Here is a 13,048-nt window from a genome sequence, read left to right as displayed (position 1 = left end):
AATCCCCCCTTTTGCTCGAAAGGATGCTCGCAATGAAGGCCGAAGGGACTTTCCAATACATGACCCCGCACGGGATCGTCTTCAACGTCTCACAGATCACCCTCACCGACAGCGAGCGCGGCCGCCTGCGCGAGCTTCATTTTGGCGAAGCGAAAAGCGCCCACTATCAGGTCAACAGCAAGGTCGTAGAGGTGTACGACAAGATGCAGGCCAAGAACCTGCCGTGCGTGATGATGATCGGCATCTCCAAGCCGCTGACCCGACAACAGGCCGACGCCCTGGATACCCAACGCACCAAACTCGCCAACCTGGCCGCCTCCGCCTTCGGTGGCACTGCCGGTACTGTGGGCGGTTTAGCCGGGCCTGTAGGCAGTTTCGCCGCAGGTACTGTTGTAACGGCGGGTGTGCGCTCGTACGTCAATGACACTCTGCCCACCTACCATGCTGGCGACGTAATCGTCAGCATCCAGGCGCAGGTCAATGGTGGGATTGGCCCACAGCGCTCCTCCGAATCCCTGATCATCAAGACCTGAGTGGGGCTGCACATGTCCGAAATTACCCAGACGGTCATCGTCGTGGCGCTGGCCTTTCTACTTGATCGGTTTCTTAAGCCGTACCCGCTGCGCAAGTGGCTAGGGGTGACGCTGGTGGTGGCTGGCGCAATCGGCTGCGTTGCAGTGAGCCAGGCCCAGTTGCTGGGCTTTGACCTGGGATTGATGTCGGTCCTTGCCGTGCCGGTGGGCGCGGGGCTGTTCGTGACCAGGCGGCGGTTTGTGGAGGTTGGCTGAAGCGATGTAAAAAGGGGGCCTGCCTTCGATTGAAGCAGGCTGACTGCCGTAGGCCGATTGCTGCCGTTTTGGTGATGGTCAATGCATTACAGGCGCAGTCTGACTATTAAGAGCACCTTATAACGACCGACTGTATGCAGCTGGTGCGACTCACACCCGCCGCGCACAAGTCGTTTCACTTTCTCTGCGTTATCTACCCGCCTCGACATCGCGAATGCGATCGTCAAATGGCTCACGCCGCCATCGTTTACGCGCATGCAGATACGCAGCCAGGTCCCCATAACCCAGCTGACTGGCAATTTGCGCGCGGTTCTCACCCAGAAATTCAAGATGCTGTTCCAGCTCGGCCCGCACCAGATCCAGCAACAGGCGGAACGTCATGCCTTGCTCTTCCATGCGCCGGCGCAGGGTACGCGGGCTCTGGTGCAGAGCCTCTGCCTGATTTTCCAGGCTGGGTACCACGCCGCGCGCCAGGCTTTGTCGCATGCCGGCCGCGACTTTCCCGGTCCAGCCATTGAGCTGGAGATGCCGTGCGATCCGTCGGTCCATCTCACTGCGCAACAACTCTGCCATTCCGTCGTGTCGCGTCAGCAAAGGTAACCGCAAGACGCTCGGGTCGTAATACAGGCAGTTATGCGCGCACTCGAACACGATGTTATCCCCGAACCATCGGGCGTATTCGGCGTGGTAGGTTGGTCGCGGATGGGCGAAGTGAGCCAGCACCGGCCGGACAGGCTCGCCCGTGGCTTTGCGCAGCTGGGTCACGGCCATCACGCAGTAATGTTCCACCACGTAGCGGGCCAGTTTGGCGGGGGCGTCGATACGCAGCTCTACGCCCAGGCCATGGGCATCGTTGATCAGCTTGACGCTGTCCATGTCCGACGCCAGCCCCGCATAGTCACACCAGCACTGGATAGCTGCGCTGACGTCCGGGCAATACATGCAGATGTACGTCAGCTCGTGGCAGTCCTGCGGCGTGAACCCGGCGAACAGGTGCAGACCAATGGCAGGATCTTGTTGTGCCGCCGCCGTCCACAATTGCTCAAGCTCAAGCAGGCTGTAATCGCGTCGGTTACTGCGTGTCTGCTTATGCAGTACACGTTCCAGAACCTGCCCGAGCTGCCCCCGATGAAACCGGCGGGCTGGCTGATTGGCCTCTTCTCGAGTGATTTTGTCCATTTCGCACATGTTGTCCGGAAGGCTCATGGTTTCTTATTGCTCAGGCAATGCCCAAGTCGGGCCTGACTCGAGATTGCCATGAATACAATAATGCTCGTCAACAATCCAATTCTGGCCGTCGCCGGGATTTTTCTGGGTTTCATCCTGCTGGAAATTGCGTGCGCCTGTTTCCGCCACCCCAAAGGACAGCGCCGCGATACGCTGATCGAGGTCATTGGTTCATCGCTCCTGCTGGGTGTCACCTTTCCATTGGTGATGTTCCTCAGCAACCTGTTGCTCGGCGCTCTGGCCCCTCAACTCAAGAACAGCCTGGCCAATATTCACTGGGTGGCGGGCCTCGGGCTGTTTCTGCTGTTCGATGACTTGACCCAGTACTGGTGGCATCGCCTGACCCATCGGCTGCCGTTTCTCTATGCCCTGCATCGCGCTCACCATTCGGCGCCCTACATGAGCATTCGCATCGTTTACCGAAACAACAGCTTTTACTACCTGCTGATGCCAGGTATCTGGCTGTCCGGAGCCCTCATCTACCTGGGCCTGGCACCGGTTTACTACGGTTACTTGATCGTCAAGATGACGGTGATCTTCGCCGCGCACAGCAGCGTCGCCTGGGATGAAAAACTCTACCGCATTCCGGCCTTGCGTCCGCTGATGTGGGTCCTCGAGCGAACCATTTCGACCCCCGCCACCCATGCGGCCCATCATGGTTTGAACGCCAATGACGGCGTAACCCACTACAAGGGAAACTTCGGCAACCTGCTGTTCTTCTGGGACGTGCTGTTCGGTACGGCCAAGATCACCCGGCGTCGCCCCTCAACCTATGGCATTGAGGATTTGCATCCGGTGACGTGGCAGCAAGAGCTGTTCTGGCCGCTGGTTCGTTCGCCAAAGCGTGTGCGGCAAGGCGATCTCAAACAGGAGAAAAAAACGCACTCAATTTTGCCCGGGTCTTGAGTTCGAATTTGTTTCAGATGCAAGGAATGAGGATCACCTGTCGACCTCTTGAGAAAGATAGTCGGCCATCAGCGAACATGTCAGCCACCTCTTCGCCGAGGGCGAACTCGCGGAAAATGCAGTTGTTCGGCTTTACCGAACAACTGCCGCCGAGAACAAACCTTGCAACGTCAGATTTTAACGAAAACGCCTCAGTCTTCAGGGACTGGGGCTCTTTTATGCGTGATGGGAAAATGCTGCAAAGCGCAGGAAGTTATTGATCTTGGTTTCCAGACTCAAATAGACGCCCTAGATCGCGTGCGCCATGCAGCACTCGCTCGATGAGGATGTCTTTCTCGGTCAAACCATAAAAGATCAGATACCGACGGTGACTGAGCATACGCAAGCCTTTAGCGCAGTCATCCCGAGCAACACCAAGATCAGGCTGCTCGACCAACAACAAGCAACGCTGGCGCAGCTCTCCGACAAACGTTCGGGCCCTGGCAGGATTGTCCCGGGCAATGTAACGGGCAATATTCTGCAGATCCTCTCGCGCCATCGCGGAAAACAACAGCTGCCTCACGAACGATTTTGCTCGGCAGCGACTTGATCAATCAGTGTATCCAGCTCCGTAAATACCGTATCGGCGTCTATCGCTGGACGTGGGTCATTGCGGCTGGCGGCTATCGCTTCGCGTATTTCAGCAGCCTGCAACCGGTCCAAAAGCCGCTGATAAGCCACTTGGGGTAAAAGATAGGCCGCTGGGCGGTTATGATTGAGCACTGCGACGGGCTCGGAGCCCGCCTGCTCTATCACGGTGCTTGGGCTGCGCTTGAGTTCCGTGATGCTGACTGAGCGGCTAGCGAGTAGTTGCTCCATGAGCAGGCTCCAAGGTACTTAAAAAGGTACCTGATAGTGCTCGATTTAGAGCGCAAGGGTCAACGCACTTCAGACCAACTGCCAGCCACACCAAGGGACCGATTTGCACATCGCGCCAGAGCAAAAACGCGACGCAGTATCGGGCACCCTATTTAACCGATAAGGATTGGCCAAACGCCAAGTGAGTGTTTTTTGCACGGACGTTTTTTAGTCGTACTCATCGCCTTGGGCTTGTTGGCGGGTTGCTCGACGACACCGCCAAGAGAGCAAAGCAACCTTTGCAGCATCTACCGCCAATACCCGGCCTGGTACGAAGATTCGCTAAAGATGGAGAAGGCCTGGGGCCTGCCGCCGCATGTGGCGATGGCGATCATCAAGCAGGAAAGCAGCTTTGTGCACGATGCCCTGCCCCCTCGCTACTACTTTTTGTGGGTTATTCCCTGGGGACGGGTCAGCTCGGCATACGGCTATGCCCAGGCGCAGGATCCGGTGTGGGGCGAGTACAAGAGCGCGACCGGCAACGGTGGTTCGCGTGACAACTTTGACGACGCGATCATGTTCGTCGGCTGGTACGTTGCCGGTACTCAGCGTCAGTTGGGTGTTTCCAAGTGGGATGCCTACAGCCAGTACCTTGCCTACCACGAAGGACGTGGCGGGTTCAGTCGCCAGACCTATCTACAGAAACCCTGGCTGATGCAGGTAGCGCGCAAGGTTGAGCAACAGGCGAAAGATTATGGCTGGCAACTCCGGCAATGCAGGGGCGAACTGGAGAGCAACCGCAGCTGGTGGTAGTCATGCCTTGGATGACTCATCCGCGACGTCCACCTCGGCAGGCTCCTCCTCGTCGTCATCCTCTTCATCGTCGTCGAGAAGAAAGTCCTTGCGCGCTTCAGTGATCGCCCGGCGCATGTCTTCGCCCTTGATCGGGCAGTTGAGCAATTGGGCAATGCGGTCAATTCGTTGTGTCACAGCTGGCCTCCAACGCACCAGTAATTGGCTTGATAGTGCTCGCTTTCAACGAACGACGCCAATGCCCTGAACACCCGGACCGCAATCCCCGCGCAAAACCTCACATCGGCTGTGCCCGATCCGTCGCAAGCATTGCCTGTTGTTCCGCCAGTGATGCAGGCGGGTCCAGTTGCTTTTGCATCTGCGGGTTGATGAGCAGGAAGCGTGTGACCACGTGGCTGACGTCGCCGGCCTCATCGTTGTGGATAACCATGATCCCCGGATGACGCAGCTTTACCAGCCGTTCGCCGGTCAGCTTGAAGCTCTGTTTCAAGCCATTGTCGTCAACCACCGGCGCCGGCAAGCGACGCTGGGCGAAGCTCTTGCTTTTACGCTGCTGATAACGCGCCCAGCCGATCAGGATGACCGCGTTGAGCAGCGCCACCCACAGGTAGATTTGCAACGTGCCGAGGGCGTCGAGCATCGACGATTCGACACGCTGTCCCTCTTGGGGATCGAGCAACGGCCAGAGGCCGCGCACCAGTAAATACAGCAAGCCGACCCAGGCCAACACGGTGAAAAAGGCGTCGATGACCACCAGGAATGGCCGTTGACGGGTTCTGATGATGTTCATTGGCCGATAGCCTCTTCATCGTCGTCGTTCAAGGGTTTGATGCCACGGTCCGGGCTGACCCAGCGGGCACGTTTCTGGTGTTGGCCAAACAGCACTTTGGGGAAGCTGACCAGGGTGGTGAGCAGACTGATGAACCAGAACACCAGCGGGTACCAGACCACCCAGAACATGGTTTTCCATAGCCCGCGCTCGTAGCGACGGTCGATCAGGATGCTGACCGCGAACTGCAGCAGGCAGACCATCGCCAGCAACAATCCGGTGAAGGCCGGCGGCAGCAAGTGGTGCACGGCAATGGCGGCCGGCATGTCGACGAACTTGCCCACGCCCCAGAAAATCACCGACAGCAAAAAGGTGAAGGCCCAGCCGGTGGACAGGCAGTACTCGAACAGCAGCGGCCAGAGGTAGCGATGGCGGTACTGCCAGATGCCGCGGATGTTTTTGAACAGCACTTCGGCGCCGCCCTGGGCCCAGCGCAGACGTTGCTTCCACAGCCCGGACAGGGTTTCCGGCATCAGGATCCAGCACAGTGCGCGCGGCTCGTAGAAGATGCTCCAGTGATCCAGTTGCAGCTTCCAGCTGATGTCGATGTCTTCGGTGATCATGTCCGGGCTCCAATAGCCGACCCGATGCAGCGCCGAACGACGGAACGCCACGATCACCCCGGACACAGTAAAAATCCGCCCGAAGACCCGCTGGGTGCGCTTGATCAAACCGATGATCGACGAGAACTCGCCAACCTGAACACGCCCGACCAGCGTCGAACGGGTTCGAATCCGAGGGTTGCCCGTCACCGCGCCGAGTCGCGCGTTGTCGAGCATCGGCGCCACCAGATAGGCCGCCGTGTTCGGTGCGAGCAAAGCGTCGCCGTCAATGCACACCAGATACTCGCTGCGCGCGGCAATCGCGCCCATGCGCAGTGCCACCGCTTTGCCCTGGTTTTCCGCCAGGTGCAGCACCCGCAAGCGTGGGTCTTCGGCAGCGAGGGCATCGAGGACGGCGGCCGTGTTGTCCTTGGAGCCGTCGTTGATCGCGATTACTTCGATGTTCGGGTAATGCTGACCCAGCGCGGCGCGAATCGTATCGGCCGCGTTATCGCCCTCGTTGTAGCAAGGGATCAGGATCGAAATCAGCGGTTCACCGGCCAGTGGCGGTGGCAGCGTGTCGTCCTTCCACGGCCAGTGGCGCTCCCAGTGCAGCCAGAAATACAGGCCACCGGCGATCCACAGTCCGGACATGAACAGCGGATAGAAAAACACGAAGTCCATCAAAAATTGCCCGGTGACCAGGAAGATCACGCCCAGGGGAATCCCCAGCACGATCGCCAGAACCAGCAGGGCCAGCAGTCTGTCCAGCATGTTAAGGATTCCACTTGTTGGAGAGCGCAGGACGCACGGTTTTCAGGTCCGGCTGGTTCTCGAGGAAGTTGTCCGGGTAGTAGCCGAAACTGGTCGCGCCCTGACGTTTGAGGCGACCCATCCAGTCCGCCAGTTGCTCGCCCTTCAGCTCTGCGGCGGCGTCCTTGCGGGTCCAGTCGCGGGCCTGCAGCTCGAACACCGTGCGGTCCAGTGCACCGGGGCGGGATCGAACGGTCGCCACCAGCGCTTCCAGCCAGGCGCCGGATTGCTCGCGGCTCTTGCCTTCCATCAGCGGCATGGCCATCGGCGCGGTCCAGTCGTAGGCGCCAAGGAAGTCGTCGAGGTTCTGCGCAAACCAGGTTTCGCTGGACGGGTTGAGCATCGGTTCGGCGAACAGGTTGCGCGCGGTCTGCACCTGCGGCCCGCGAATGGCGCGGACTTTGGCCGTGAGTTCGTGGGTGAAGTCGATCAGGTAGCGGCTCTTGAAACGGCTCCAGCGTTGCAGTGTCGCCGGATCGCCACGCAAGGCAGCCATCGAGTCAGGCAAGCCGTTCGCCGCGTAAACCTTCAGCGCCTGCGGGCTGGCGTCTTCGAAATCCGAGAGCAGCGCATCGTCGTGGTAAAGGATGCCGTCGACCGAGCTCAGGCGCGCCAGGTCTTCATAAATCTCACCGATGATCCGCCGCACGTTCGGGTCGAACGGCGACAGGCGCCGGTACTGACCGGGGTCAACCGAGGTCTGGCCGGTAGCTGGATTCCAACGGGTCACGCGCGGCAAGGCCGGATCCAGTGCAAAACTCAGCACCGGCATCCAGGCGAAGACTTTGACGTGGGCGCGAGTGCGCAGTTGCCAGGCGACGCGGTCGAAGATGTCGGCGCGTACCGGCAAATGGCGGTTGGGAAAATACAACGAATGCACCAGCCCGTCGCCTTTAGGGTCGGCGAAGGCTTGCAGGAACACCGTGTTGGCGCCCATGTCGGCCATGCGCTGGATCAGCTTGCCGAGGTTGGCGTCCTGCTGAATCGGGTCCGGGTCGTAGACGTTATCCAGGTCAACGTGCACCACGCGCATCGGCGCGTCGGATTGCACCGCAACGATGCTGTTGGCGAAGTGTTCGCCATCCGGATCGGAAGCCACCAGAAAGCGCGGACTGCTCATCAGGTTGTTCAGTGAATCGAGGCCGTCGTCGAGGGTCAGGGCCATCTGGTAGCCCTCGGAACTGGTGACCTGCAACGCGGTGCCATCCGCCGCGCCATAAGGCCAGACCCACACACGCGGCTTGTAGCCGGTGGCCTTGCGGATTTTTTCGGTGATGGTGACCACGTCTTTGCGCAGACGCGCCTGGAAATCGGCTTCTGATTCGTAGCGCCCGGTCGCCGCGTCATAACGACGAGTCGCCGCCGCAGGCTCGAGGTTGCCTTGCGGATTGGCGAGGATGCCCTTGTGGCTGGCGTCGGTGTGAGCGGCGATTTCCACCAGCCCAGACTTCGAAACTTCAGTGATCTGCGCCCACGTCAGGAAGTCCGAACGCTTACGCTGGGTGCCCGCGAAGTCCACGGGTTTATCCAGTGGCGTATCGACCCAGACCCCGACTGGCGCCAGTAAGGCGTGCCAGTTGTAAGCCCGCAACACCGGCATGACCCGGGTGTAGAAACTCGAATAGCCATCGTCGAAGCTCAGCAAAATGGCCTTGGGCGGCAGCACCGGGCCGCCGTTGCGCGCCGCCATGATCTGGTCGACGGTGACGGCTGTGTAGCCGTTCTCGCGCAGCCAGGCGAGCTGCTCGATCAGCCGCTCGGTACGGACGGCAACGACAGCCTGATCCGGGTCGCGATCTTCGACATCGTGGTAGGCAATGCCCAGCACATGGTTTTTCGGCCAAGGCTTTTCATTGGCCGATACCGGTCGCTGTGATGGCGGCGTGAAGGCTGGGGCCTGCTGGGCGCAAGCGGTGAGCAGCATGACGCCCAGCAGCAGGATGCAGCGTGTGATTCCAGACATGATCAAACTCTTCTAGAAGCGGTAAGTGAGGTCGATGACCAGGCGCAGATCGCTTTCGCGATTGCCGTCATAGGGCCGGTTGAGCAGGCTCAACGCGGCACCTGCCTCGAACACGTCGTTCCAGCTGACGCGCTGGCCGTAACTGAGCAAACCGATGGCGCCCGTGCCGTAGTCGCGCTGGCTGTAGGTCCCCGCACCGGCCTGGAACTGCTGGCTCCAGGAGGTTTCGTAACGCTGATAAAGCACGTGGTTGACGCTGACTGTCGGCAACACGCTGAAGTCGGATTTCGGGTTGAAATACGGCACGTCTTCATTCTTCGAGTTGTGGCTGCTGCCGACTTCCAGGCCGAGATCGACCTGCACGCCCGGCGCGCGGTACACGCCCTCGCGCCCGGTCAGCAATGCTTCGAGGCGGTTGTTGCCATCGCTGAAGTGCGACGGGCTGACGGCCAGTTTCCACTCGCGACTTTCGTTGGCGCGCCAGCGGATAAAGCCACTGCCGCCGTTGGCCGTAACATCGCTGTTCAAGGCGCGCAGTGGCGTGTTGGCCGACAGATAATCGAGGCTGGCGCCGTACTGCCAGTGATCGTCGAAGTCGCGGGCCAGCGCCACGCGCGCACCGGTTTTGTCGCCGTAGCCAAACGAGTGATTGGAGACTTCCGCGTCGAGGGTCATGTCGCGGGTCCGCCGCTCGACGCCCACGCGTTGCCAGCGGTGATAGCCGGTGCCTTCCTGAAAGTCGCCGGTAGCGAATCCGGCACCGCCGAACAACCGCCAGTCCTCATCGATCGGCGGACTGTAAAGCACGCTTTCAATGCCAAAATCACGGCTGCCGGTCACAGCGCCAGCACCGCTGCTTCCCCCGCCATAGCTCTTGCCGCCATAAGTCGACACCCGCAACTCGGCCATGTCGTGCACGTTGCGCACGCGCTCCAGACGCTGCACCTGACGGTTATCCGGGAAGCGCGCACCGACGTCATCGGTCAGCACATCGAGCTGACGCCATTCCTGAAGATCCAGCGCGGTGTAGCCCTGGCTGACTTCCAGGCCGACATCCCGCGGCGCCATGCTTTCGGTTTCCTTGAGCTGGGTTTCGGCGCGCCGTGGCCAATCGCGAGCGCGGTACAGATCCGCCTGAGCCAGACGCAAACCGACATTGCCCGGCGCCTGATCAACCAACGCCGCGAGCCGCTGCTCAGCCGAGGGCAAATCGGCGCCATGTCTGCCGGCCTGAGCAGCCAGTTGTTGTGCGTCCATCCATTTGTCATTCGGATCGCCCACGGGCTGGCCCTTGAGCTCGATCCGTGGCTTTTGGCTCTGTGCCAGGGTTTCGGCAAACTTGCGCGCCTCTACCGGCTGATTGCTTTCGAGCAGGGCGTAATACAGCGCGGTGCTGTCTTCGAGGCGGTCGCCGACATCGGCATCCGGTGCCGACAACACCTGACGATACAGATCGACAGCGACCTCGGGCTGACGCTGATCCAGATAGGCGGCGGCCACCCAGCGCAGCGCATAGGTCGGAATCTTCGCGCCTTCGCCGATCAGCTGTTGGTAGCCAGAAATGACCTCGGCGGTGCGTGCACGGGCCTTGAGTGCGCCCATGCGGTCGATGCGCCAGCGCACCACGTCGTCGTGGGCTTGCGCGTCCGGGGTCCAGGTTTTGAGTAATTGGTCGTAATCGGCCAACGCACGGTCGGCGATGACGTAACGTTCTTTTTCGCTGCGCGTGGCCAGTTCCGCCAGACGCACCCGCTCGGCCGCCACATCGCCTTCGATATGCCGCAGCACCGTCGGGTCGATCAACCCCGGACGCTGACGGGCCAGGCGCAAGGCCGGCTCCGGCAAGCGTGCACGTTGCAAGGCAAAGACGTATTCGCGGGCAACATCCGGGTTGTTGCCGGCCCGAACGAACGCCTGATCGTATTGGAACAGCGCGTCATAGGCCGCCCCGGCGCGGGTCAAGGCATACGCCAGCGCCAGCCGGCGGGCCGGATCCTCGGGTTTGGCCGCGACCAGGGCTTTGGCGCGGCTGACGGCCTCTTCAGGTTTGCCGGCGTCAGCCTGGGTCAGCGCCAGCCCCAGTTGCAGATCAGCGTTGTTGGGCTCAAGCGCCAACGCCTTGCGGTACAGCGCAGAGGCCGAGTCCCAACGCTTGAGATTGCGGTAGGCACGGGCAGTGGCGGTCAGTGCCTGGATTGGCAATACCCGGTTGTGTCCGTGAGCTTCATAGACCTCGACCACTTCGCTATCGAGACCGGCCCAACTGGCGATCTGTAAATGATCGCTGACCTGGCCGGTCGTCAACTGGCTGTCGGGAACCTGGCGCAGCACGCTCAGTACCGGGCTGTAATGACCGGCTCGCGCCTGACGGATCAGGCCGTCGTAGGCGCTATCGGCGAAGGCCAGCGTCGGCCAGAGCAATTGACTGCACAACGCCGCGCAAATCATCGGGCGCAGGTGGGGATGTAGGGTACGCAACATTCGCAAGCTTCCTGTACGAGGAGAGCTGGAGCGATGGGTTCCCCTGAGCGCTACTCCTCAGGCGGCCAGTGCCTTATGACACAGCCAAGCTATCCTGCGATGCAGTCTTCCATGGCGACGCTTGGCAAAAGACAAATCCGCATATTTCTTCAGAATCGTCCTACAAAACAAAACGCCCAGTCCTCCGCGAAAGCGAAGGCTGGGCGTTTTGCCGAGGCGGCCAGACTGGCCGCCGAGGGTGTTGTGTGGTGCGTGGTGTTTACTGGACAGTGCCAGTGGTACCGAGCTTGCTCATCACGAAACCGACGAACTGTTCGACGGTCATCTTCTGGCCGTTGAAGTCCACCTGATTATTGGCGTAGTGCAGTTTGGAAACGATGTTGTTGCCGTCCAGCGTCGCCAGTTGCGTACCGACAGCCATGCTGCTGACCATGTCACTGGTCGCAGCGGCTTGTTCGGCAACGGCTTTGACGTCGGTCTGGCCTTCCATCTGCGCCTGCACCGTTACCAGATCGGTGATCATCGGCTTGGAGATCTTCAGATTGAAGTCCAGCAGGGCAATCAATTGCTTGCCCAACTGGTCGGGTGGCAGGTCCAGCGATGTCGGCTTGGTCAGGTCAATCACCAGGCTGGCACGGCTTTCACCGTTCGGGGTGGAGAACGAAAAGTTCTCCAGCGCAACTTGTGGCTGGGCGGCCAGCAACGTCTCCAGACCCGCCTTGACCTGTGCCTGTTCGGCGTCGGTCAGCTTCAGTTCGGGCGCTGGTTCACCCGCAGCGGCAGCAGCCGCGGCGGCCGCTTCGTACGGCTGCAGTTTGTTCTGGTAGATCTGTACCAGCGACAGCGTCGACGGGATATCGAGGTTTTTCATGCTCCAGGCCATTTGCGCCGAGCCGAGGGCCTTGTCGTTGAGGGCGATTTCGCCAATCTTGTAATCGGCACGACCGGCTGCGTTGGTCCCGGACTCGGTGGTGGAACTCTTCATTTCAGTGTTCTTGAAGGTCATCACCGACTGTTTGTCGCCAAAGGTAGTCTTGGTGCTGGTCAGCTCGACGACATTTTCCCCCAGGTAGTAGCCATAGCTGCTTTTGCTAAGGTTGCTGGCCAGGGTCAGGCCATTCAACTCGACTTTCACCGGGGACTGATCTTCGGCAACGCTGGTCAGCGTGAGGCTGTCCATGTAACCGTCAGCCTTGACCTTCTGTGCCTGGGCGCTGGCCGACACGTCGATGTTCAGACCGGAAAACTTCAACGTGGACTTGTCGTCCAGTGCCGTTTCGACGGGCAGCAGTTCAAGGTTGCCGCTGGTAGCACGGTCATAGCCGATGTTGACCACACCCTTGAGTGGAGACGCATCCTTGGTGGCGGCGAACCACTTCTCGGTGGTCGGGGTCTTTTCCAGCGAGTAGTGACTGGTGGCCATGACCGGCAGCCATTTCAGCGACACCAGGCGCGAGAATGGCAACGGGCCGTGTTCGATATGGTCAACGAACAGCAGCTCTACGCCTTCAGGGTTCTCGCCGAACATTTCGCCCTGGCCCTTGAGGCGGTAGTGCGCGGTGCTGCTGAACAACTGGCGATCCAGCGACACCAGTTCCAGGGTCGCGGTGCCTTTGGAGCCGACCATCGCCGTTTGCAGCTCTTTGTTGGCATCGACGATCGAGGTTTGCAGCACCCCTTCCAGTTTCGTACCGGTGTACCAGGCGCCGCCGGCGCTGATTGCACCGATGGCAACGACGATTCCCAGAAGCACGCCTGCTGATTTATTCATGAATGACCCGATTAATGTCCGTTGTTGAAAGTGTGGTCGTCTTCCCTGAACCCTCGACGGGTTGCGGCTCGACTCCGC

13 protein-coding genes are annotated in these 13,048 nt (G+C 60.3%); 4 read left to right on the top strand and 9 right to left on the bottom strand.

Translation table 11 applies throughout. The features are described from left to right. Positions 1–32 precede the first annotated feature (32 nt). Both KRR23_RS12505 and KRR23_RS12500 read left to right on the top strand, forming a co-directional pair. Positions 33–533, top strand: a complete 501-nt coding sequence (locus tag KRR23_RS12505) for a hypothetical protein (RefSeq protein ID WP_103319461.1) — start codon at positions 33–35, stop codon at positions 531–533. Between the two features lie 12 nt (positions 534–545). Then, positions 546–788 carry a hypothetical protein gene (locus KRR23_RS12500; protein ID WP_216742747.1) on the top strand — a complete coding sequence of 81 codons (243 nt, stop codon included), beginning with the start codon at positions 546–548 and terminating at the stop codon, positions 786–788. Between the two features lie 189 nt (positions 789–977). On the opposite strand, the gene KRR23_RS12495 is transcribed toward KRR23_RS12500, so the two are convergent. After that, a complete protein-coding gene (locus tag KRR23_RS12495; protein WP_216742929.1) occupies positions 978–1,976 on the bottom strand; it encodes an AraC family transcriptional regulator ligand-binding domain-containing protein in 999 nt (332 codons plus the stop codon). Between the two features lie 69 nt (positions 1,977–2,045). Between KRR23_RS12495 and KRR23_RS12490 the strand changes: the two genes are divergently transcribed. Next, positions 2,046–2,921 carry a sterol desaturase family protein gene (locus KRR23_RS12490; protein ID WP_216742746.1) on the top strand — a complete coding sequence of 292 codons (876 nt, stop codon included), beginning with the start codon at positions 2,046–2,048 and terminating at the stop codon, positions 2,919–2,921. Between the two features lie 253 nt (positions 2,922–3,174). Here KRR23_RS12490 and KRR23_RS12485 read toward each other — a convergent pair whose 3' ends face one another. Next, positions 3,175–3,459, bottom strand: a complete 285-nt coding sequence (locus tag KRR23_RS12485) for a type II toxin-antitoxin system RelE/ParE family toxin (protein ID WP_253912078.1) — start codon at positions 3,457–3,459, stop codon at positions 3,175–3,177. Between the two features lie 20 nt (positions 3,460–3,479). Beyond that, positions 3,480–3,779 carry a type II toxin-antitoxin system Phd/YefM family antitoxin gene (locus KRR23_RS12480; RefSeq protein ID WP_216742744.1) on the bottom strand — a complete coding sequence of 100 codons (300 nt, stop codon included), beginning with the start codon at positions 3,777–3,779 and terminating at the stop codon, positions 3,480–3,482. Positions 3,780–3,971: 192 nt separating this feature from the next. Here KRR23_RS12480 and KRR23_RS12475 point away from each other — a divergent pair, with 192 nt between their 5' ends. Further along, positions 3,972–4,571, top strand: a complete 600-nt coding sequence (locus tag KRR23_RS12475) for a hypothetical protein (protein WP_253912063.1) — start codon at positions 3,972–3,974, stop codon at positions 4,569–4,571. On the opposite strand, the gene KRR23_RS12470 is transcribed toward KRR23_RS12475, so the two are convergent. The 6 genes from KRR23_RS12470 to KRR23_RS12445 form a co-directional block, all read right to left on the bottom strand. Next, on the bottom strand, positions 4,572–4,748 hold the full coding sequence (locus KRR23_RS12470) for a hypothetical protein (RefSeq protein WP_216742743.1): 177 nt from the start codon (positions 4,746–4,748) through the stop codon (positions 4,572–4,574). 100 nt (positions 4,749–4,848) lie between these two features. Next, positions 4,849–5,361 carry a poly-beta-1,6-N-acetyl-D-glucosamine biosynthesis protein PgaD gene (pgaD, locus tag KRR23_RS12465; RefSeq protein WP_216742742.1) on the bottom strand — a complete coding sequence of 171 codons (513 nt, stop codon included), beginning with the start codon at positions 5,359–5,361 and terminating at the stop codon, positions 4,849–4,851. Further along, positions 5,358–6,716 carry a poly-beta-1,6-N-acetyl-D-glucosamine synthase gene (gene pgaC / locus KRR23_RS12460; protein WP_216742741.1) on the bottom strand — a complete coding sequence of 453 codons (1,359 nt, stop codon included), beginning with the start codon at positions 6,714–6,716 and terminating at the stop codon, positions 5,358–5,360. Before pgaC ends, pgaD begins: the two co-directional genes overlap by 4 nt. 1 nt (position 6,717) lies before the next feature. After that, the gene (pgaB, locus tag KRR23_RS12455) at positions 6,718–8,718 is read right to left on the bottom strand and encodes a poly-beta-1,6-N-acetyl-D-glucosamine N-deacetylase PgaB (protein ID WP_216742740.1); all 2,001 of its coding nucleotides are present in this window, start codon (positions 8,716–8,718) and stop codon (positions 6,718–6,720) included. Between the two features lie 12 nt (positions 8,719–8,730). Next, a complete protein-coding gene (gene pgaA, locus KRR23_RS12450; RefSeq protein ID WP_216742739.1) occupies positions 8,731–11,199 on the bottom strand; it encodes a poly-beta-1,6 N-acetyl-D-glucosamine export porin PgaA in 2,469 nt (822 codons plus the stop codon). A 259-nt stretch (positions 11,200–11,458) separates the two neighbouring features. Then, positions 11,459–12,970, bottom strand: coding sequence for a YdgA family protein (locus tag KRR23_RS12445; RefSeq protein WP_216742738.1), 1,512 nt, complete (start codon positions 12,968–12,970; stop codon positions 11,459–11,461). Between the last annotated feature and the right edge of the window lie 78 nt (positions 12,971–13,048).

It is taken from the genome of Pseudomonas sp. CVAP#3 (assembly GCF_018986375.1).
Taxonomy (GTDB): domain Bacteria; phylum Pseudomonadota; class Gammaproteobacteria; order Pseudomonadales; family Pseudomonadaceae; genus Aquipseudomonas; species Aquipseudomonas helvetica.
Note: the sequence above shows the minus strand (reverse complement) of the source record. Positions and strands in the feature narration are given on the sequence as shown.

Excerpts from the sequence above, each read along its gene's own strand:
- KRR23_RS12505 (WP_103319461.1), top strand. The coding sequence starts at position 33 with ATGAAGGCCGAAGGGACTTTCCAATACATGACCCCGCACGGGATCGTC.
- KRR23_RS12500 (WP_216742747.1), top strand. The coding sequence starts at position 546 with ATGTCCGAAATTACCCAGACGGTCATCGTCGTGGCGCTGGCCTTTCTA.
- KRR23_RS12495 (WP_216742929.1), bottom strand. The coding sequence starts at position 1,976 with ATGTGCGAAATGGACAAAATCACTCGAGAAGAGGCCAATCAGCCAGCC.
- KRR23_RS12490 (WP_216742746.1), top strand. The coding sequence starts at position 2,046 with ATGAATACAATAATGCTCGTCAACAATCCAATTCTGGCCGTCGCCGGG.
- KRR23_RS12485 (WP_253912078.1), bottom strand. The coding sequence starts at position 3,459 with ATGGCGCGAGAGGATCTGCAGAATATTGCCCGTTACATTGCCCGGGAC.
- KRR23_RS12480 (WP_216742744.1), bottom strand. The coding sequence starts at position 3,779 with ATGGAGCAACTACTCGCTAGCCGCTCAGTCAGCATCACGGAACTCAAG.
- pgaD (WP_216742742.1), bottom strand. The coding sequence starts at position 5,361 with ATGAACATCATCAGAACCCGTCAACGGCCATTCCTGGTGGTCATCGAC.
- pgaC (WP_216742741.1), bottom strand. The coding sequence starts at position 6,716 with ATGCTGGACAGACTGCTGGCCCTGCTGGTTCTGGCGATCGTGCTGGGG.
- pgaB (WP_216742740.1), bottom strand. The coding sequence starts at position 8,718 with ATGTCTGGAATCACACGCTGCATCCTGCTGCTGGGCGTCATGCTGCTC.
- pgaA (WP_216742739.1), bottom strand. The coding sequence starts at position 11,199 with ATGTTGCGTACCCTACATCCCCACCTGCGCCCGATGATTTGCGCGGCG.
- KRR23_RS12445 (WP_216742738.1), bottom strand. The coding sequence starts at position 12,970 with ATGAATAAATCAGCAGGCGTGCTTCTGGGAATCGTCGTTGCCATCGGT.